An 18,529-nucleotide genomic window follows, 5' to 3' on the forward strand; every position below is an offset into this window, starting at 1 on the left:
GACCGGCTAGGAAGGCAGATGTGCTGCGCACCGCACCGCACCGGTTCGACCGGCGCTCGTTACCCGGCATCTACCTGGCCGCCGCGATGCTCGGCGTGCTCGGGTTCTTCCTGCCGTCCGCGGCGCCACCGGCGACGCCGGTCATCGCACCCACGCCGATCGCGCCCGTCACGGCCACGGTGCTCACCGAGGTCGCCGGTGTGGCCCCCGGCGACCGCGTCGTCGCGCTGACCTTCGACGACGGCCCCGATCCGCGCTACACGCCGCGCGTGCTGGAGCTCCTGCGACAGCACGGCGCCATCGCCACCTTCTGCGTGGTCGGAAGGCAGGTGACCGCGCATCCGGACCTCGTGCGTGCCGTCGCCGCCGCGGGGATGCGGCTGTGCGACCACACCCGCGCGCACGACGAGGAGCTGCGCACCCGCGCGCCCGCGCAGATCAGCGAGGACGTCCTGGGCACCCGCAACGCGATGTGGGCGGTCGCCGACGTGCACGTCCCCTACTTCCGCGCGCCTGCCGGGAACTGGTCGCCCGAGGTGGCCCGCATCGCCGCCGACGGCGGCATGCAACCCCTGGGCTGGACGATCGACCCGCGGGACTGGCGCCGCCCCGGTGCCGCCGCGATCGTCACGGAGGTGCAGCAGAAGATGCGACCCGGCGCGGTGATCCTGCTGCACGACGGCGGCGGCAACCGCGACCAGACGATGGCCGCGCTGGAGCAGCTGTTGCCGTGGCTCGGCCAGCAGGGCTACCGGTTCGTGTTCCCCACGCCCTGACGGGTCAGCTGCGGCGGACCAGCACCACGGAGTCGACGAGGACCCCCGGGTGCCCGTCCGGGCCGGTGCCCTCGCGGCGGGCGGTCCCGCAGCGCAACACCGTCCAGGCCGCGCTCGGGCCGTCGAGGTGGAGCGCGGCGAGGTCGCCCTCCGGGGTGGGGAATGCGGGCATCGGGTGCGGGGCGTCGTGGTGGCGCCACGCCCACGGCGGCGGCTCGGCGTGTGCCACCACCAGCAACGACCCGCCCGGCGCGACGGCGCGGGCCGCGCGGCGCAGTACCTCCTCCCGGCCGAATGCGAGCGGCGACTGCAGGAACTGCGCCGACACCAGGTCGAACCCGCCGGCCGGGAACGTGGCGTCCAGGTCGTGGCGCTCCACCGCCACCCGGTCCGCCACCCCCGCCGCTGCGGCCGCCGCGGCCGTCCGCTCCAGCGCGGCGGCGGACACGTCGACCGCCGTCACGTGCCAACCGCGTGCGGCGAGCCAGACCGCGTCCCCGCCCTCGCCGCATCCGAGGTCGAGGGCCCGCCCGGGCGGCAGGTCCGCCGCCACCTCGGCGAGCACGGCGTTGGCCCGCCCGCTCCACATCCGCTCGCCGGACCGGTAGCGCTCGTCCCAGAACTGCTGCGCCTGCTGTGTCGCCTGCGGGGTCTCCGTCACGGGTCCGATCCTGCAGCGGCCGGACCCGTATCCGCACCTTCTGTTGCCGTTCCGGCAACTTCGGCGGTCCCGCCGTCGCGCCGCGACCGCAGGAACGCCCGCTCGCTCTCGTTGGCGGTGCGGGCCAGCGCCGCGTCGTAGGCGGCGACGGCCTCGGTGCCGCGACCGAGCCGGCGCAGCAGGTCCGCGCGCACGGCGTGGAGCAGGTGGAACCGCTCCAGGTCGTCCAGCGTGTCGACGGCGGCGAGCGCCGCGGCGGGGCCCCGCACCTCGGCGAGCGCCACGGCCCGGTTGAGCGCCACCACCGGCGTCGGAGCGACGGCGAGCAGCTGGTCGTAGAGGGCGAGCACCTGGGGCCAGTCCGTCCCGCCCGGCTCGGTGTGCACGGCCTGGATCGCCGCCTGGATCTGGTAGGGGCCCGGCAGGCCGCGACGCAGGCAACGGCGCACCAGCGCGCGGCCCTCCTCGACCGGTACCGCGTCCCAGCGGGCGCGGTCCTGCTCCGCGAGCGGCACGAGGCCGCCCGCGGCGTCCGTTCGGGCGGGCCTGCGGGCCTCCGCGAGCAGCATCAGCGCGAGCAGACCGAGCACCTCCGGCTCGTCCGGCATCAGCTCGGCGAGCAGCCGCCCGAGCCGGATCGCCTCGGCGCACAACTCCGCGCGGACGAGCGCCTCTCCCGCGCTCGCCGTGTAGCCCTCGTTGAACACGAGGTAGACGACGGCCAGCACCGCACCGAGGCGGTCCGGCAGCTCCGCCTCCCCCGGGACCCGGTAGGGGATCCGGGCGGCGCGGATCTTCGCCTTCGCCCGCACGAGCCGCTGCGCCATCGTCGGCTCCGGGACGAGGAACGCGCGGGCGATCTCGGCGGTGGTGAGCCCGCCCAGCAGGCGCAGGGTCAGCGCCACCCGGGCGGGCATCGCGAGTGCCGGATGGCAGCAGGTGAAGAGCAGGCGCAGCCGGTCGTCGATCACGGGCCCGTCCTCCTCCGCGGGTTCGGGTGCCGTCTCCGGCAGGGCCGTCCGTTCCTGGCGGTCGCGGCGCGCGGCATCGCTGCGCAGGCGGTCCAGCGCGCGGCGGCGCGCCGTCGTGATGATCCAGCCGGCGGGGCTGGGTGGGAGCCCGTCGGCGGGCCAGCGGCGCAGCGCCTCGACGAAGGCGTCCTGCACCGCGTCCTCGGCGAGATCGAGGTCGCCGAGCACGCGGACGAGGACCGCGACGGTCCGCCCGTGCTCCTCGCGGAACACCCGGGCGATCTCGCCCGGATCAGCCACGGGCGATGGCGCTCTCGGCCGCGCTCTCGGCCGCCCCGTCGGCGGCCTCGTCGCACGGCCGCTCGTCCACGAACGGGCGCACCTCCACCGGGAGCGACCGCAGCGTCCGGGCCAGCCGCCCGGCCCAGGCGAGCGCGGCGTCGAGATCCGGGGCCTCCAGGACCGTGAAGCCGCCGAGATACTCCTTGGCCTCGGCGAACGGGCCGTCCGTGGTGAGCACCTCGCCGTCCTGCGCGCGGACGACCGTCGCGGTGCTCGGGTGGTGCAGGCCCGCGCCGAACACCCAGACGCCGGCGTCGCGCATCTCGCGGTTGAGCGCACCGACCTCGGCCATGATCGTCGCGAGGTCCTCCGGGGGCGGGGTGGCGTCGGGCTGGTAGATGCTGAGCAGGTAGCGGGTCATGGTTCCTCCTTCGGTCTCGCCCCCTACACGGAGCCCGCCCGCCCGGATCGACCGTCGAGAACGACCTTCTGCAGGTTTTTCGGCCCTGTGGATCAGCACAACGTCGTTCTCGACGGTCAACCCCCGCGGACGGCCCGGCGCAGCCTCGGTACCCGCTCGGCGAGCGCGCGTTCCGCGCCGTGGGTGGTGGGGTGGTAGTAGTCGCGGCCCACCAGCTCGTCGGGCGGGTACTGCTGAGCGAGCACGCCGTCCGGGTCGTCGTGCGGGTAGCGGTAGCCGACGGCGCTCCCGAGCCGGGCCGCGCCCGCGTAGTGCCCGTCGCGCAGGTGCGGCGGGACGGTCCCGGTGGCGCCCGCCCGGACGTCCGCCATCGCCGCGTCGATGCCGGCGATCACCGCGTTCGACTTCGGCGCCGTCGCGAGGTGCAACGTGGCCTGCGCGAGTGCGAGGCGGGCCTCCGGCATGCCGATGAGCTGCACGGTCTGGGCCGCGGCGACGGCCACCGGCAACGCCGCCGGGTCCGCGAGCCCGACGTCCTCCGACGCGTGGACCACCAGGCGGCGCGCGATGAACCGCGGGTCCTCCCCCGCCACGATCATGCGGGCCAGGTAGTGCAGCGCCGCGTCGGGATCCGAGCCGCGGATCGACTTGATGAACGCCGAGATGACGTCGTAGTGCTGGTCGCCCGCCCGGTCGTAGCGGACGGTGGCCTCGGTGACGGCCCGCTCGACGGCGGCCACGTCGACGGTGCGGCCGTCCTGTGCGAGCACTCCGTCCGCGGCCGCCTCCAGCGCCGTCAGCGCCCGGCGGGCGTCACCGCCGGAGAGGCGGACGAGCGCGTCCTCCGCGTCCGGGGCGATCTCGACGGCCCCGTCCAGCCCGTGCGGCTCTCCGACGGCCCGGCGCAGCAGGGTGCGCACCTCGTCGTTGTCCAGGGGCTCCAGGCGCAGCACCAGCGACCGCGACAGCAGCGGCGCGACGACCGAGAACGACGGGTTCTCCGTGGTCGCCGCGACCAGCAGCACCACCCGGTCCTCGACAGCGCCCAGCAGCGCGTCCTGCTGGGTCTTGGAGAAGCGGTGCACCTCGTCGATGAACAGGACCGTCGGTTCGCCGAGGCGGTCCAGGCGGCGGCGGGCGTCCTCGATGACCGCGCGCAGCTCCTTCACCCCCGCCGAGAGCGCCGACAGCGCCACGAACCGGCGCCCCGTACCGGCGATGAGCCGCGCGAGCGTCGTCTTGCCGGTGCCGGGTGGGCCGTAGAGCAGGACGGAGGCCGGGGCGCCGCCCTCCACGAGCCGTCGAAGGGGCGCGCCCGGCTTCAGCAGGTGCGCCTGCCCCACGACCTCGTCCAGCGTGCGGGGTCGCATCCGGACGGCGAGCGGGGCCGTCGGGCTCCCGGCCCTGGCGGAGGGCTCGGGAGCGGGATCGTCCAGCTCGAAGAGCCCGTCGGAGGTCATGGCGCCAGCCTGCCACTGGACGATGCGTGGCCGTCGGTGCACCGCGGGATGCCGGCGTCCGCGTCCACCGACGCCTGCCGCGATGGGGGCGCTACGGATCGAGGTCCAGGGCGTCCGCGGCGTTGTGGCGCCACCGGTCGACCTCGCGGATGTAGCGCAGCAGCTCCTGCGAGCCGGGGGCCCACCGGCCCTGGCGAGCGATGTCGAGCAGCGTCGCGCCCGCCCGGTAGGACTCGGTGGCGAACCCCGCCCGCAGCGAGTGGCACGTCACGGGGTAGGGCAGCGCGGCCCGCCGCCCGGCCCGCGCGACGACGGCGGTGACGGCGTCGGGCGAGAGCGGGCCGTCCCCGACCCGGCCGTGGCGGGTCACCGGGCGGAACGCCGGACCCCGTCCGATCCCCGCGGCGTCGGCCCAGGCCAGCCATGCGCGGCGGGGGCACAGGTCGGGGTGGCGGCGCGCGGGCAGCGCGCTCGTGCCCGTCGTCTTGCCGTGCCGGACGGTGACGACGAGCCCGGTGTGCTCGGCGACGACGTCGCCGACCAGCAGGTTCGCCTGGTCGCTCGCGCGGGTTGCTGCGAAGAACCCGACGAGCAGCATCGCGCGATCCCGCACGCCGGCGAGGCCGTCCGGGCAAGCCCGCGACATCGCGAGCACCGCGGGCAGATCCACCGCGGTCGCCTGCCCGCGGCCGCGGTGCTCCCCCGCCTCGGCGAGACGCCGCCGGTAGCCCTCCAGGGCGGCCGCCGCGGCCCGCGACGCCTCCGGGTCGATCCGGACGTGGTGGCGGCGCAGCCCGTGCAGGGCGCCCGCGACGCGGCGGCGGATCGTGGCGGGGGCGGCCGGAGCGGGGGCGGACGGGGACGGGGACGGGGACGGGGACGGGGACGGGGACGGGGACGGGGCGAGCCTGGGGCCGGGGGACCCGTCGCCGCGCGAGTTGCGCATCCCATCGCCGCGTGTTGTGGATCCCATCAGCCCACCCCCGTCGCCCCGCGATCCCGGAGACCCGTCGCCGCGCGAGTTGTGCATTCCATCGCCACGTGTTGCCGACTCCTTCAGCCCACCGCCGTCGCCCCGGCCGGGCGCGCCGCGCTCCAGCCAGAGCACGAACCCCACGAGCGCGCCGCGCCCGCCGGAGAGGAGCGGAATTCCGGCCCAGGCGGTGTAGTCCTCCCATGCCGCCCAGTCCTGGGCGTAGGCCTTTCGGGTGGTCCGCGGACGCTGACTGTCGACATAACGGTCGGCCACGTCGTCGAGCGCGGCCGCCCGCACCGGCAGGCGCGCGCTGGTCGCCGGTTCCGGTGCCGCCAGGTCCGCTACCAGGTCCGCCGTCATGGGGAGCCACTCCACCGCATTCCGCGGGCGGCCAAGGCGACGACACGCCGTCAGACCCCGGATAAGAGGGTTTATCCCGGGCATGCTGTGCGGCAACTAAAGCATCTACAGAAGCGTAATAGGCTATTCTCTCTGCGTAATCAGATCAACGAGGTGAGAACGATCGCTGTAACCGACGTCATCGCAGGTCAGGGTGCCACCGGCCCGGCGCCGGAGCGCCGGTGCGCGTTCCGCGGATGCGGCGCTCCCCTCCCCCCGCCCACCGGGCGACCCGGGAACCGGCCGAAGTACTGCCAGGACGGCCGCACCTGGGGCACGCAGGAGCTCACCTGCAAGGCCGCCGAGGCGGCCCATCTCGCCGTCGCCTCGCTGCAGGGCGACGGGCCCCTGCCGCCGTCCGGGATCACCGAGCTGACCGCGCGACTCGACGCAGCGGCCGGCCCGCTGCGCGAGCTCCTCGACGCCGTCACCGCGACCCGGGAGCGACTGGAGCACGATGTGGCCGCCGCCCGGTCCGAACGGGACGCGGCGCTCCAGGCCGCGGCCGCCGACCGGGGCGCCCGGGAGCTGGCCGAGCGGGACGCCGCCGACGCCCGCACCGCCGCTGAGGAGGCCGCGGACCGAGCCCGGACCGCCGAGACCGACGCAGCCGCCGCCGTCCGGGACCGGGACGCCGCCGACCGGCACGCCCACGACGCCGACCGGGCGCTGCAGCGCGGCGAGGGGCGGCTCGCCGCCGTCGAGGAGCGCCTTCGGCGCGCCGAGGAGCTGGCCACGGAGGCGGCGGCGCACGCGGCCCGTCTGGATGCCGAGCTCGCCGACACGGTCGCGACGTTGCGCGCCCGCGACGAGACCGTACGCCGCGAGCAGGAGCGGTTCGCCGCGGTGCAGGACGCGCACCGCGCCGAGCTGGCCGAGCGGGACCGGCGCGAGGTCGAGCTGGCGAGCGCGCACCGCGCCGAGGTCGCGGCCCGGGACACCGAGCACGACCGGGCGCTCGGCGAGCTGCTCGACGCCCATCGCGCCGACGTTGCCGAGCGCGACGGTGCCCATCGCGAGGCACTCGCCCGGCTGACCGCGGACCACGCGCGACGCCTCGATTTCGCCCGCGCCGAGCTGGGCGCCGATCACGCCGCCGCGGTCGAGCACCTCGTCACCGAGCAATCCCGGCGCCTGGACCGCCTGCGCGACCAGGTCAGCACCCAGATCAGCGCGGACCTGCGGGCCGCCCACACCGCCGAACTGGACCGGATCGCGGCGGCTCACGCTGCGGAGCTGGAGCGCCTCACCGCGGCGCTGGACCGCGCGCTGGGGTCTCGCTGAACGGCCTGGGCACCCCCGCGGCCCTTCGCGGACTCGGGAGCACAGCACGCTGTCTGATGGAATCGGCAACTCGCGGCGGCGGGACGCGGAACTCGCCGGGGCGGGACGCGCAACTCGCCGCGGCAGGATGCGCAACTCGCCGCGGCAGGATGCGGAACTCGCCGCGGCAGGATGCGCAACTCGCCGCGGCGGCAGGATGCGGAACTCGCGGGCGACGACGGCCCACGCGCCCCGCCCCGCGCCCCGCGCGCCCCCGCGGCCCCCGCCGCCGCGCGGCCCCGCGCCTCCGCCGACCCCCCGCACGGCCCGACCCGACCCGGTCCGGGCCGTCGGCCCCTTGCCCGCGCGCCCGGACGGCCGCACAGTGCACGGGTGGGTGCGCCGCAGCTGCCGACCTCGCTGCGCTCCTGGATGGGCGCGGTCGCCGGGATCACGCGCGCGGTCAATGCCGCGGAGCCGCTCGACAGCGTCCTCGACGGGGTGGCGGCGCAGGCCTGCGGGCTGATCGGGTTCGAGCAGTGCGCGGTGATGCTCGCGGACCCGGGTGGCACGCACCTGTGCGTCGCGGGCTCGTCGGGCCTGTCGCGGGACTACGTCGCCCTGGTCAACGACGAGGGGTCGCTCGTCATCCATCCCGCCGGGCCACACCTGGACTCGCCCGCCGCGGAGGCGTTCCGGGAGGGCCACACCGTCGTCGTCCCGGACGTGGCGCAGGCCGTCGGCTACGGCCGGCTGCGCCAGCTCGCGCCGCGGCAGGGCTACCACGCGCTGGTCGCGGCGCCGCTGCGCGCGCCGGACACGGGGCTCGTCGGGGTGCTCGTCGGGTACTCGATGCAGGCGCGGCCGTTCGTGCCCTCGGAGGTCGAGCTGGTCGAGCTGCTGGCCGAGCAGGCGGCGCTGGCGTGCGAGACGACCCGGCTGCGGGCCGCCCAACAGGAGATGATCACCGAGCTGTCGCGGACGAACACCGAGCTGCGGCGCAGCCGGGCGACCAGCGAGTGGGCCGAGCAGCAGCACCGCGAGCTCATGCGTCTCGTCCTCGCCGAGGTGGGCCTGCCGGAACTGGTCACGGCGCTGGCGGAGACGCTCGGCGCGTCCGTCACGGTCGAGGAGCCCGACGGGCGGCTCCTGGCCCGGGCCCCCGAGGAGGGCTATCGCCCGCCGCCGGACGCCGCCGCGCGCCGTAGGCGCCCGGTGCAGACCGCGCTGGCAGCACTGGCGCGCACGAACGAGGTGACCGAGGTCGGGGACAGCTCAGGGCGGCCCGGCGCGGCGGCGGTGGGACACCGGGCCGGTCCCGCACGGGCGTGGGTGGCGCCGATCCTGCTGCACGGCGAGCTCGCCGCGCTCATGTGGATCACGAACCAGCGGGCGGCACCGCTCCCGGTGCAGCGACGGGTGATCGAGCGGTTCGCGGTGGTCGTGGCGCTGGAGCTGCTCAAGCGGCGCCACCTGGTGGAGGTGGAGGAGCGCCTGTCCGGTGACCTGGTCGACGACCTCCTGCGCGGCGGCCCGGCCCAGGGCGTTCTCGACCGGGCCACCGCCCTCGGGCACGACCTCGCGCCACCCCACCACGTCGTCGTGCTCGCGCTCGACCCGCCGGGACCGGCGACGAACCTCGCCGAGCTGATCCGGACCTCCACCGGGACCCGCCCGCTCGTCGGCCAGCGCGAGGACGTGCACGTCGTCCTGCTACCGGCCCGCCCGGACCTGCACGAGATCCTGCGCAGGCTGCGCGACCACGTCGAGCAGGCGTCGCCCGGCCGGACGGCGACGGTAGCCGTCGGCCCGGCCGTGGACGGTCTCACCGACCACGCCGCGGCCTACCGTGTCGCCCGCGGCGCGATCCGGCTGCGCCGAGCGGCCCGGCCAGGCGGCGTGGTGGACGTCCGGGACCTGGGCATGGCGGCGCTGCTGCTGGAGAACGGCACGCCGGACACGCTGCGCCGGTTCGCCCGCGGCCTGCTGCGGCCGCTCGCCCTGCACGACGCCCGCCGCGGCGGCGTCCTGCTGCCCACGCTGCGGGCCTGGCTCGCCGCGGGATGCTCGACGCGGGCGGCGGCGCGCGAGCTCGTCGTGCACCCGAACACCGTCGGCTACCGGCTGGCCCGGATCCAGGAGCTGACCGGGCGCGACCTCACCCGCATCGACGCCCGGGCGGACCTGCAGCTCGCGCTCCGCGTGCGCGACATCGTCCGGCCCGACGAGGTCTGACCAGGTCTGACCAGCTCTAGCCCGGAGGACACCGGACCTGGGCGGGCGCACAAGCCCGCACCGGGTCTTCTGGACGTCCACACATGGTGGCCGGTGCCGCGGCCCAGCACGATCCGGCGTACGTGGTCGCCACCACACCACGTCGCGAGGAGGACGTCCGTGAAACCACCGCCGTTCCGCTACTCCGCCCCGACCAGCGTCGCCGAGGCCCTCGAGCTGCTCGTCACGGACGTGGACGCCGACGCGAGGGTCCTCGCGGGCGGCCAGAGCCTCGTCCCGCTGATGAACTTCCGGCTCGCCCAGCCGTCCCACCTCGTGGACCTGCGGCGTGTCGAGGAACTGGCCCGCATCCGTACCGAGGACGGCATGCTCGTGATCGGGGCGATGGTGCGGATGACCGACGCCGAGCACTCCCCCGAGGTCGCGGTCGCGGCGCCGCTGCTGGCCGAGGCGCTCGGGCAGGTCGCACACCCGCCGATCCGCAACAGCGGCACGGTCGGGGGCAGCATCGCGCACGCCGACCCGGCCGCCGAGCTACCCGCCGTGGCCCTCGCGCTGGACGCGGAACTGGTCGTGACCGGCGCGGACGGCACCCGCACCGTCGCGGCGGGCGACTTCTTCCACGGCCCGTTCACCACCGCGGTGGCGCCGGGCGAGATCCTCACCGAGGTCCGGCTGCCGCACCGCGGCGGCGGGCACGCCTTCGTCGAGTTCGCCCGTACGCACGGCAGCTTCGCGCTCGTCGGCGCTGCGGCCGTGATCGAGCTGGACGGCGACACCGTGGCCCGCGCCTCGATCGCGCTGAGCGGCGTCGCCCCCACGCCGGTGCGCGCGGCCGCGGCGGAGGAGGTGCTCACCGGCAGCACCCCCGACGCCGCCACGATCCGCGCCGCCGCCGAGGCCGGGGCGGCCGCGCTCTCCCCCACAGGCGACGTGCAGGCGAGCCCCGAGACGCGCGTCGACATCGCCCGCAGCTACCTGCGCCGCGGCATCGAGCTGGCGCTGTCCCGCGCCCAGGACCGGAGGTGACCGGCATGACCACGGAACTCCACGCGGTGACGCTCACCGTCAACGGCCGCACGACCACCGTGCACGTCGAAGCGCGCAAGCTGCTGGTCGACGTCCTGCGCGAGGACCTCGGGCTGACCGGCACCCACGTGGGCTGCGAGCACGGCGTCTGCGGCACGTGCACCGTGCTCGTGGACGGGCGCAGCGTGCGCTCGTGCATCACGCTCGGCGTGCAGGCCGACGGCGCGGAGATCCGCACCGTCGAGGGGCTCGCCCGCGGCGCCGACCTGCATCCGTTGCAGGACGAGTTCTGGGACAAGCAGGGCCTGCAGTGCGGCTACTGCACCCCGGGGATGCTCATGCGGGCTTGCGAGATCGTCGAGGCCAATCCCGACCCGACGCCCGACGAGGTCCGCGAGGGCATCGCGAGCAACCTCTGCCGGTGCACCGGCTACCAGTTCATCACCGAGGCCGTGTGCGCCGCCGCGCAGCGCATGCACGCCGGATCGGGGGCCGAGACGTCGTGAGTACCATCGAGAGGCCGGAGAGGACCGCACCGCCGGTCCGCACCCACAAGACCGACCGCACCTGGGTGGGGAAGTCGATCCGCAGGATCGAGGACCCCAAGTTCCTGCGCGGGCGCGGCGGCTACATCGGCGACATGACCGTCCCGGGGATGCTGCACGCCGCGGTGCTGCGCAGTCCGCACGCCCACGCGGTGATCGCCGCGATCGACACCGTCGAGGCACTCGCCGCGCCCGGCGTGCACGCCGTCATCACCGGCGCGCAGGCGGCCGACCTCGTCGACCCGCTGCCCGACTTCGGCCCCGACCCGGCCAAGCACACCTGGCGCTGCCTTGCCGTGGACAAGGTGCGCTACGTGGGCGAGGGCGTCGCCGTGGTGGTCGCGGACAGCCGCTACCTCGCCGAGGACGCGCTGAGCCTGATCGAGGTGGAGTACGAGCCGCTGCCCGCGATCGTCGATCCCGAGCGCGCCCTCGACGACGGCGCCCCGCTCGTGCACGACCCCCTGGGTTCCAACTGCGCCTACGAGCGGGCGTTCGACTTCGGCGACGTCGAGCGCGACTTCGCCGAGGCCGACCTCGTCGTGACGGACCGGCTGCGCTGGCACCGCTCCGGCGGCCAGCCGCTGGAGACCGTCGGCGCGATCGCCGACGTCGACCCGGCCACCGGCGACGTCACCGTGCACACCAACTCGCTGAGCTTCACGAGCTACCTGTTCATGGTGGCGGGGACGCTGCGGATCCCCGCGAACAAGCTGGACATCCGGCCGATGCCGGCGGGCGGCAGCTTCGGCTCCAAGCTCTTCGCCACGAAGCCCTCGGTGATCGCCGCGATGTGCTCGCGGGAGGTCGGGCGGCCCGTCCAGTACCTGGAGGACCGGGTCGACAACATGGCCAACTGCGACCACCACGGCAGCGACCGCGTCTACGACGTCCGGCTCGCCGTGATGCGCGACGGGACGATCCGCGGCATCGACATCGACACCGTCGACGACTACGGCGCCTACATCCAGTTCGGCGTCGGCCACCACGGCAACGCGCTCGCGCAGGTCGTCGGGCCGTACACGCTGAGCAGCGTCCGCTACCGGGTGCGCGCGGTGCTGACCAACAAGAACCAGCAGGGCGCCTACCGGGGCTTCGGCTCCGAGGTGAACAACTGGATGCTCGAGCAAATGGTCGACAAGGCCGCCCGCGAGCTCGGCATGGACCCGGCGGAGATCCGCCGCCGCAACCTCATCCGCGAGTTCCCGCACTTCATCCCCACCGGCAACGTCTACGACTCCGGCGACTACGACACCGTGCTCGACAAGGCCCTGGCGCTCGGCGAGTACGACCACTGGCGCGAGGTGCAGGCGAAGGCCCGCGAGGAGGGCCGCTACATCGGCCTCGGGCTGATCACCGCGCAGGAGCGGTCGGTGTTCTCGGCCACCGAGTTCTGGTTCTGGTTCGACGAGCCGGGGGCGCCCGTGACGTCGATGCCGGAGAGCGTGACGCTCAAGGTGGACGCCACCGGCGGCATCACGGCGACGCTCTACTCGTGCGCGTTCTGGGGCAACTCCCCGGAGACGATGGTGGCCCAGCTGGTCGCGGAGGAGTTCGACTGCGAGCCGCACAACGTCTCGATCGTCTACCAGGGCTCCCGCAACGGGCTGCCGGCCACCGGACCCGGCGGGTCGCGGACGACGGTGATGCTCGCGGGCGCCGTCGAGGGGGCCAGCGCGAAGATCAAGGCGAAGGCGCTGCGCGCGGCGGCGCACCTGCTGGAGGCCAACCCGGACGACCTGGAGTGGGTCGACGGCGGCTACCAGGTCCGCGGCGTGCCGGAGCAGCGCAAGTCGCTCGGCGACATCGCGGTGATGCTGCACCTGTTCAAGCACAGCTTCCCGGAGGACATGGAGTCCGGGCTGGAGGACTCGAAGGTCTTCGACCACCCGTACACGACGATGCCGTCGGCCGACCGCAAGGACCTCGGCGTCTTCTACCCGTTCATGGGCCACGCCTGCCACCTGCCGGTGGTCGAGGTGGACGTCGAGACCGGTGCCGTCCGGTTCCTCGCGTACGCGGCGGTGCACGACTGCGGGACGCTCGTGAACCCGCGCTCGCTCGCCGGGCACATCGTCGGCGGCACCGCGCAGGGCATCGGGACCGCCCTGTACGAGGAGTTCGTCTACGACGACGACGGCCAGCTGCTCGCGTCGAGCTACCTCGACTACCTCATCCCGACCGCCATGGAGGTGCCGGAGCTGAGGATCGGCCACCACGAGACACCGTCGCCGTACACGCTGCACGGGATCAAGGGCGGCGGCGAGGGCGGCCGGATGATGGCGCCCGCGGCCATCAACGCCGCCGTGAACGACGCGCTGGCCCCGCTCGGGGTGCGGGTCACCGAGCTGCCGATCACGCCGGACCGGTTGCGGGCCGCGATCCGCGCCGCCGAGAAGGGATGACGCGCAGTGCACCTGATCGATCTCTCGCAGGACATCTACGAGGGGATGAAGGTCTACCCCGGCCACCTCAAGACGGTGCAGTTCGAGCACGCGACCCACGAGGAGACCGCGCCGCGGTTCGACTCCGGATTCTCCTTCCAGACCACCGGGTTCATGCTCAACGACAACGGGCCGACGCACGTCGACTCGTTCTCCCACCTCGACCCGGACCCGTCCGCCGACACGATCGAGAAGATGCCGCTGGAGCTCTTCTACGGCACCGCGGTCTGCCTGGACGTCACCGGGTTCGCCCCGCGGACCGACATCACCGCCGAGGACCTCGACCGGATCGTCGAGGCCTCCCCGGTGGACGTGCGCCCCGGCGACATCGTGCTCTTCCACACCGCCACCTGGAACCGGTACGCGGGCGACAGGCGCTACCTCAGCGAGTTCGCCGGGCTCGGGGAGTCGGCCAGCGAGTGGATCGTCGAGCAGGGGATCAAGACCTTCGGGGTGGACTCGCCCACCCCGGACAACCCGGCGAGCACCAGCTACCCGTGTCACATGATGTGCCGCCGCGAGCACATCACCCACTACGAGAACCTCGCGAACCTGGACCGGATCGTGAACACCCGGTTCATGTTCGTCGGCTTCCCGCTCAAGCTGCGGGGCGCCCACGGCGGGCCGACCAGGGCGGTCGCGGTCGTCGGCTGAACGCACGCCCGGTCCCCACCGACCTCGCAGCACGGCACGCCACCTCGCAGCGGTCCGGCCGGCTGCGAGGTGCACGTGGCGGCTGCGAGGTCGACTCCGCGGACGAGGTCGGTCCTGGCGGGCTGCCCGCGCACTCCGATGACGCGGGGACGTAGGGTCGCTCCCGTGCGGCAGATCCTCGAACTGCTGGAGCGCGACGCCCAGCTCTCCCCGGACACCATCGCGACGATGACCGGCCTCCCGGTCACGGAGGTCACCGAGGCGATCCGCGCGTGGGAGGCGTCCGGGGTGATCCGCCGGTACAAGGCCGTGATCGACTGGGACAGCGCCGACGACCGGTCCGAATCCGGCGACGTGATCGCCTTCATCGACGTGTCGATCAGCCCCGCGCGCGGGGTGGGGTTCGACGACGTCGCGACGCGGATCTCGCGGTTCGACGAGGTGCGCAGCGTATACCTCGTGTCGGGCGGCCACGACCTGCGGTGCACCGTGACCGGCCGGGACATCCGCGCGATCTCGGACTTCGTGGCGCAGAAGCTGTCCACGATCGACCGCGTGCGCGCGACGGCCACCCACTTCGTGCTGAAGACCTACAAGCGCGACGGGGACACGTTCGGCACGCCCGAGGCCGATCACCGCCTTCCGGTGACTCCGTGAGGGGACGACGGTGAAGCCGCTCAACGACGTCATCTCCGCCTGCCCGCCGTCGGGCATCCGGCGGTTCTTCGACATCGCCGCCGAGATGGACGACGTCATCTCCCTCGGGGTCGGCGAGCCCGACTTCGTCACGCCCTGGCGGGTGCGCGAGGCCGGCATCTACGCGCTCGAGAACGGCTACACGACCTACACCTCCAACCACGGCCTGCTGCGGTTGCGGGAGCTGATCTGCGCCGATCTCGCGGACCGCTACGGGGCCCGGTTCTCCCCCCGCACCGAGTGCCTCATCACGACGGGCGTCTCCGAAGGGCTGGACCTTGCCCTCCGGGTGCTGCTCAACCCCGGTGACGAGGTGATCGTGCCGGAGCCCTGCTACGTCGCCTACGAGCCGAACGTCGCGTTCGCCGGTGGCGTCTCCGTCCGCGTGCCGACGCGCTGGGAGGACGACTTCGCCGTCGACCCGGCCGTCGTCGAGGCGGCGATCACGCCCGCGACGAAGGCCATCCTCATCGGCTCGCCGGCGAACCCGACCGGCGCGGTGCAGCCGCGGGCCGCCCTGGAGGCGCTGGTGGCGCTCGCCGAGCGCCACGACCTGTACCTGATCTCCGACGAGATCTACGACCGGCTCACCTACACCGGGACGCACACGTGCATGTCCGCGCTGCCCGGTGCCCGCGAGCGGACGGTCCTGCTCGGCGGGTTCTCCAAGGCCTACGCGATGACGGGCTGGCGGGTCGGCTGGATCTGCGCGCCGCAGCAGGTGGCGGACCTCTGCGTGCGGGTGCACCAGTACACGATGCTGTGCGCGCCGCACGTCTCGCAGATCGCGGCGGTGGAGGCGATGTCGGGCCCCGGGTCGGACGTCGAGGAGATGGTCGCGGACTACGACCGGCGGCGGCGCGTCTTCGTCAAGGGGTTGCGGGAGCTGGGCCTGGACTGCCCGGAGCCCGGCGGCGCGTTCTACGCGTTCCCGTCGATCCGCCATTCGGGGCTGGACTCGGAGACGTTCGCCGAGCGGCTGCTGCACGAGCAGAAGGTCGCGGTCGTGCCCGGCAACGTGTTCGGGCCCTCCGGCGAGGGGCACGTGCGCTGCTCCTACGCCACCGCGCTGCCGCAGCTGGAGGAGGCGCTGGAGCGGATCGGGCGGTTCCTCGTCACCTGCAGTGATCGAGCGGAGTGATCGGCGACCCTTAACACGCACCACCCCCTGGCGCAACCGCGCGGCAACCCCGCCCTGACACCGTGAGCGGGCATGGAGACATCCAGTTGCCCGCTCTGCGGGCTGCACCGGACCATCGCCGATCTCCGCGCCCTCGCCTGGACCAGCCAGCACGCCCCGGACGGTTCCGTGTCGTGGATCTGCCCCGCCTGCACGCGCGCGCAGCTGTTCGCCATCGAGGCGGGCCTGCCCCTGGAGCGGGCCCAGCCGCTGCCCTGGACGGGGCGCCGCGCCGCCTGACGGGCACGGGCCGTCAGGCCCAGCGGCCGGGCGCCGTCACACCGGGGCGCCGTCACCGCCGGGGCCGGTGGCCCCGTGCCGCACGGCGCACGGGGCCATCGCCGCCGGCCCCTCCGGCGGGCGCCGCAGCCCGTCCAGCAGGCCCTGGGCGATCACGGGCCCGAGGTCGCGGCCGCGGCGCACCAACCACGGCACGCCCCTCACGACGAGCCAGACCGCCCGGTCCGCGCGGGTGACCCGCCGCCCGCCCCCGCACACGAGGCTCACGGGTCCCGCCGCAGCGTAACCGGCGTCCGCGACCAGCCCGGCGAGGCCCGCGGCGAGCAGCCGGTGCCCGAGCTCGGACGGGTGGAGCCGGTCCACACTCCAGACCGAGCGGTCGTAGCAGCCGGGAACGGTGTCCAGGTCCAGCACGCCGACCCCGGGCGCGGCGCCCGCGGACCGGGAGTCGACCACCGAGTCGATCACGGAGTCAACCACCGAGTCGACCACCGAGTTGAGCGCCGCGATCCGCCGCCGCAACGCCCGGCGCAGCGGCCCCGGCAGCCGGAACACCCGCGTGTGGTCGTGGTAGCGCACCAGCAGGACGTGGGCACCGGCCGCGCGCAGCTCCGCCACCACGGCGGCGCAGTCCGCCCGCAGCGCCGCCGGGTCGAAGTCCGACCGCAGCGTGTCGTTCATCCCCGCGAACACCACCGCCACCGACGGCTCCCCCGCGCGCAGCGACCCGAGCGCCACGGGCAGCTGCTCGCGCCGCACGCAGCCCATCCGCGCGCCCGTCCGCGCCGTGTTGACCACGCGCGCGCCGAGGGCGTCGCCGAGCAGCGCTGGGAAGCCCCGCCACCGGCCGTCGGGAAGCGGGTCCCCGAGGCCTGCGGGTGTCGAGTCGCCCAGGGTGACGAGCGTGCGGACGGCGAGCGCGGGCGGGGCGGCGCTGATCGTCATGCGGGCACCATCGCCGACGGCGGCTCACCGTCGGTGTGCGCCAGGTGACGCGTCGGGGTCCGGCGCGGGAAGTCTCGCCCCACCCCGGACCCGCGGCCCGGGGATCACTCAGGGGGCGGCCCGGAACGCCGGGAAGACCGGCAGCGACGCGGGCGCGTCCGGGAACCGCTCCTGCAGCGCCTCGACGACGGCGCGGCCCAGCTCCGCGCTCGCCCGGAAGCCCGCGCGTTCCGCCGCGTCGGCGGCCTCGCTCCAGTAGTGGCACAGCGCCGTGCTGATCCGCGGCGAACGGGTGGCGTCCGGTCCGATCGGCATGTCGCGGTCCTCGATCCGCGGCAGCAGCCACCACGTGCACAGCCACACCCAGAGCAGCTGGGCGTGCAGGAGCCGGGCCTCGAGCAGCTCGGGCTCGTCCAGGTCGGGCCAGACGGCGGCGATCTCGGCACGCCACGCGCCGAGCAGCGCGTCCGCCATGCCCGCGGGGAGCGCGAAGCTCGCCGCACAGGCCGGGAACGGCACCCGGAAGTACGCGGCATCCAGGGCGACGTCGCGGAAGCAGCCCCACTCGAAGTCCACGAACCGGACGCCGCGGCTCGTCACCAGGTTGTTGTCGGGGCAGGTGTCGGACGGGCTGAAGGCCCGGTACCGGGTGCCACCGAGCAGCCGGGCGGTCTCGTGGGCCTCCTGTGCGGCGGCCTGCGGCACCTTGACGCCGAGCTCCTCGGCGAGAAGGTCCGGGACGGCCGCGAGGGCGTTGCGGGCCTGCTCGGCCATGGGGTCGCGCCAGGATCGCTCGCCCAGGCGCCGCAGCAGCGCGCCGAAGTCGTGCTCGCGCGCGGCGGTGGCCGCCTGCATGCGGCCGAGGCCGCGGGCCCAGCCGAGCAGGCACTGCTGCGCGGCCGTGGGATCGGGGCCGAACAGCTTGTCGGCGAGGGTGGAGCTGCGCCCGAGGTCCTCCAGGACGAGCAGCCTGGACTGCGGGTCGTGGGCGATGATCACGGGGCTGTGCCGGACCTCGACGGGCAGCGCGGTGAACAGCTGGCAGCTTGCCACCTCGGACCGGAACGGGTCCGGACGGTCCGGCGCCGGCTCCTCCAGGTACTGCTTCACGACCAGGGAGCGCGGCAACGAGAAGGGGTTGCGGGCGACGCGAGCCCGCGCGACGACGGATCGTCCGCTCCCTCCGAGGTCCTCTGGATCGGCCAGCACCACCGTCGCTCCAGCGCGGCGGGTGAGCAGACGCTCGGCCGCGGAGAGCGCGGTGAGTACCGGCCTGGGGAAGCTGCCCAGGTCGCGGTCCATCGAAGGCAACCCTACCCCGACGGACGGGTGCGCCCGCCGTCCGGACGAAC

General features: G+C 74.7%; 17 protein-coding genes. 10 read left to right on the plus strand and 7 right to left on the minus strand.

What is annotated here, in order from left to right; all coding sequences use genetic code 11:
• The first annotated feature begins 20 nt into the window (after positions 1–20).
• Positions 21–776, plus strand: a complete 756-nt coding sequence (locus tag AB7J25_RS07245) for a polysaccharide deacetylase family protein (protein ID WP_428506375.1) — start codon at positions 21–23, stop codon at positions 774–776.
• Positions 777–780: 4 nt separating this feature from the next.
• Here the strand turns inward: AB7J25_RS07245 and AB7J25_RS07250 are convergent, their stop codons facing one another.
• The 5 genes from AB7J25_RS07250 to AB7J25_RS07270 form a co-directional block, all read right to left on the minus strand.
• Positions 781–1,437, minus strand: coding sequence for a class I SAM-dependent methyltransferase (locus tag AB7J25_RS07250; protein WP_428506377.1), 657 nt, complete (start codon positions 1,435–1,437; stop codon positions 781–783).
• Entirely contained in the window at positions 1,434–2,708 is a 1,275-nt protein-coding gene (locus AB7J25_RS07255; RefSeq protein ID WP_428506379.1) for an RNA polymerase sigma factor, read from the minus strand. The genes AB7J25_RS07250 and AB7J25_RS07255 overlap by 4 nt, the downstream gene beginning before the upstream one ends.
• Positions 2,701–3,111: a YciI family protein gene (locus AB7J25_RS07260; protein WP_428506381.1), complete on the minus strand. Its 411-nt coding sequence runs from the start codon at positions 3,109–3,111 to the stop codon at positions 2,701–2,703. Before AB7J25_RS07260 ends, AB7J25_RS07255 begins: the two co-directional genes overlap by 8 nt.
• 116 nt (positions 3,112–3,227) lie before the next feature.
• Positions 3,228–4,571, minus strand: coding sequence for a replication-associated recombination protein A (locus tag AB7J25_RS07265; protein ID WP_428506383.1), 1,344 nt, complete (start codon positions 4,569–4,571; stop codon positions 3,228–3,230).
• A gap of 91 nt (positions 4,572–4,662) precedes the next feature.
• Positions 4,663–5,907, minus strand: a complete 1,245-nt coding sequence (locus AB7J25_RS07270; protein WP_428506385.1) for an integrase — start codon at positions 5,905–5,907, stop codon at positions 4,663–4,665.
• A 153-nt stretch (positions 5,908–6,060) separates the two neighbouring features.
• Here AB7J25_RS07270 and AB7J25_RS07275 point away from each other — a divergent pair, with 153 nt between their 5' ends.
• From AB7J25_RS07275 to AB7J25_RS07315, 9 genes are all read left to right on the plus strand, one after another.
• Positions 6,061–7,230 carry a hypothetical protein gene (locus AB7J25_RS07275; RefSeq protein WP_428506387.1) on the plus strand — a complete coding sequence of 390 codons (1,170 nt, stop codon included), beginning with the start codon at positions 6,061–6,063 and terminating at the stop codon, positions 7,228–7,230.
• A 372-nt stretch (positions 7,231–7,602) separates the two neighbouring features.
• Positions 7,603–9,444, plus strand: a complete 1,842-nt coding sequence (locus AB7J25_RS07280; protein WP_428506389.1) for a helix-turn-helix domain-containing protein — start codon at positions 7,603–7,605, stop codon at positions 9,442–9,444.
• A gap of 159 nt (positions 9,445–9,603) precedes the next feature.
• Positions 9,604–10,473, plus strand: a complete 870-nt coding sequence (locus AB7J25_RS07285; protein WP_428506391.1) for an FAD binding domain-containing protein — start codon at positions 9,604–9,606, stop codon at positions 10,471–10,473.
• A 5-nt stretch (positions 10,474–10,478) separates the two neighbouring features.
• Positions 10,479–10,979 (plus strand): (2Fe-2S)-binding protein, encoded by a 501-nt coding sequence (locus AB7J25_RS07290; RefSeq protein WP_428506393.1) that lies wholly within the window; start codon positions 10,479–10,481, stop codon positions 10,977–10,979.
• On the plus strand, positions 10,976–13,423 hold the full coding sequence (locus AB7J25_RS07295; protein ID WP_428506395.1) for a xanthine dehydrogenase family protein molybdopterin-binding subunit: 2,448 nt from the start codon (positions 10,976–10,978) through the stop codon (positions 13,421–13,423). Before AB7J25_RS07290 ends, AB7J25_RS07295 begins: the two co-directional genes overlap by 4 nt.
• Positions 13,424–13,429: 6 nt before the next feature.
• Positions 13,430–14,116, plus strand: a complete 687-nt coding sequence (locus AB7J25_RS07300) for a cyclase family protein (RefSeq protein WP_428506397.1) — start codon at positions 13,430–13,432, stop codon at positions 14,114–14,116.
• Between the two features lie 165 nt (positions 14,117–14,281).
• The gene (locus AB7J25_RS07305; protein ID WP_428506399.1) at positions 14,282–14,773 is read left to right on the plus strand and encodes an Lrp/AsnC family transcriptional regulator; all 492 of its coding nucleotides are present in this window, start codon (positions 14,282–14,284) and stop codon (positions 14,771–14,773) included.
• A gap of 10 nt (positions 14,774–14,783) precedes the next feature.
• Positions 14,784–15,953: an aminotransferase class I/II-fold pyridoxal phosphate-dependent enzyme gene (locus AB7J25_RS07310; RefSeq protein WP_428506401.1), complete on the plus strand. Its 1,170-nt coding sequence runs from the start codon at positions 14,784–14,786 to the stop codon at positions 15,951–15,953.
• Between the two features lie 72 nt (positions 15,954–16,025).
• Entirely contained in the window at positions 16,026–16,232 is a 207-nt protein-coding gene (locus AB7J25_RS07315; protein WP_428506403.1) for a hypothetical protein, read from the plus strand.
• 36 nt (positions 16,233–16,268) lie between these two features.
• On the opposite strand, the gene AB7J25_RS07320 is transcribed toward AB7J25_RS07315, so the two are convergent.
• A complete protein-coding gene (locus AB7J25_RS07320; protein WP_428506405.1) occupies positions 16,269–17,177 on the minus strand; it encodes an SGNH/GDSL hydrolase family protein in 909 nt (302 codons plus the stop codon).
• A gap of 108 nt (positions 17,178–17,285) precedes the next feature.
• Entirely contained in the window at positions 17,286–18,479 is a 1,194-nt protein-coding gene (locus AB7J25_RS07325) for a hypothetical protein (protein WP_428506407.1), read from the minus strand.
• Positions 18,480–18,529: the final 50 nt, after the last annotated feature.

Source organism: Pseudonocardia sp. (assembly GCF_050246655.1).
Taxonomy (GTDB): domain Bacteria; phylum Actinomycetota; class Actinomycetes; order Mycobacteriales; family Pseudonocardiaceae; genus Pseudonocardia.

What these genes read in the sequence shown, in the direction of transcription:
- AB7J25_RS07260 (WP_428506381.1), bottom strand. Translation starts at nt 3,111, where the DNA reads ATGACCCGCTACCTGCTCAGCATCTACCAGCCCGACGCCACCCCGCCC.
- AB7J25_RS07265 (WP_428506383.1), bottom strand. Translation starts at nt 4,571, where the DNA reads ATGACCTCCGACGGGCTCTTCGAGCTGGACGATCCCGCTCCCGAGCCC.
- AB7J25_RS07270 (WP_428506385.1), bottom strand. Translation starts at nt 5,907, where the DNA reads ATGACGGCGGACCTGGTAGCGGACCTGGCGGCACCGGAACCGGCGACC.
- AB7J25_RS07290 (WP_428506393.1), top strand. Translation starts at nt 10,479, where the DNA reads ATGACCACGGAACTCCACGCGGTGACGCTCACCGTCAACGGCCGCACG.
- AB7J25_RS07315 (WP_428506403.1), top strand. Translation starts at nt 16,026, where the DNA reads ATGGAGACATCCAGTTGCCCGCTCTGCGGGCTGCACCGGACCATCGCC.
- AB7J25_RS07320 (WP_428506405.1), bottom strand. Translation starts at nt 17,177, where the DNA reads ATGACGATCAGCGCCGCCCCGCCCGCGCTCGCCGTCCGCACGCTCGTC.
- AB7J25_RS07325 (WP_428506407.1), bottom strand. Translation starts at nt 18,479, where the DNA reads ATGGACCGCGACCTGGGCAGCTTCCCCAGGCCGGTACTCACCGCGCTC.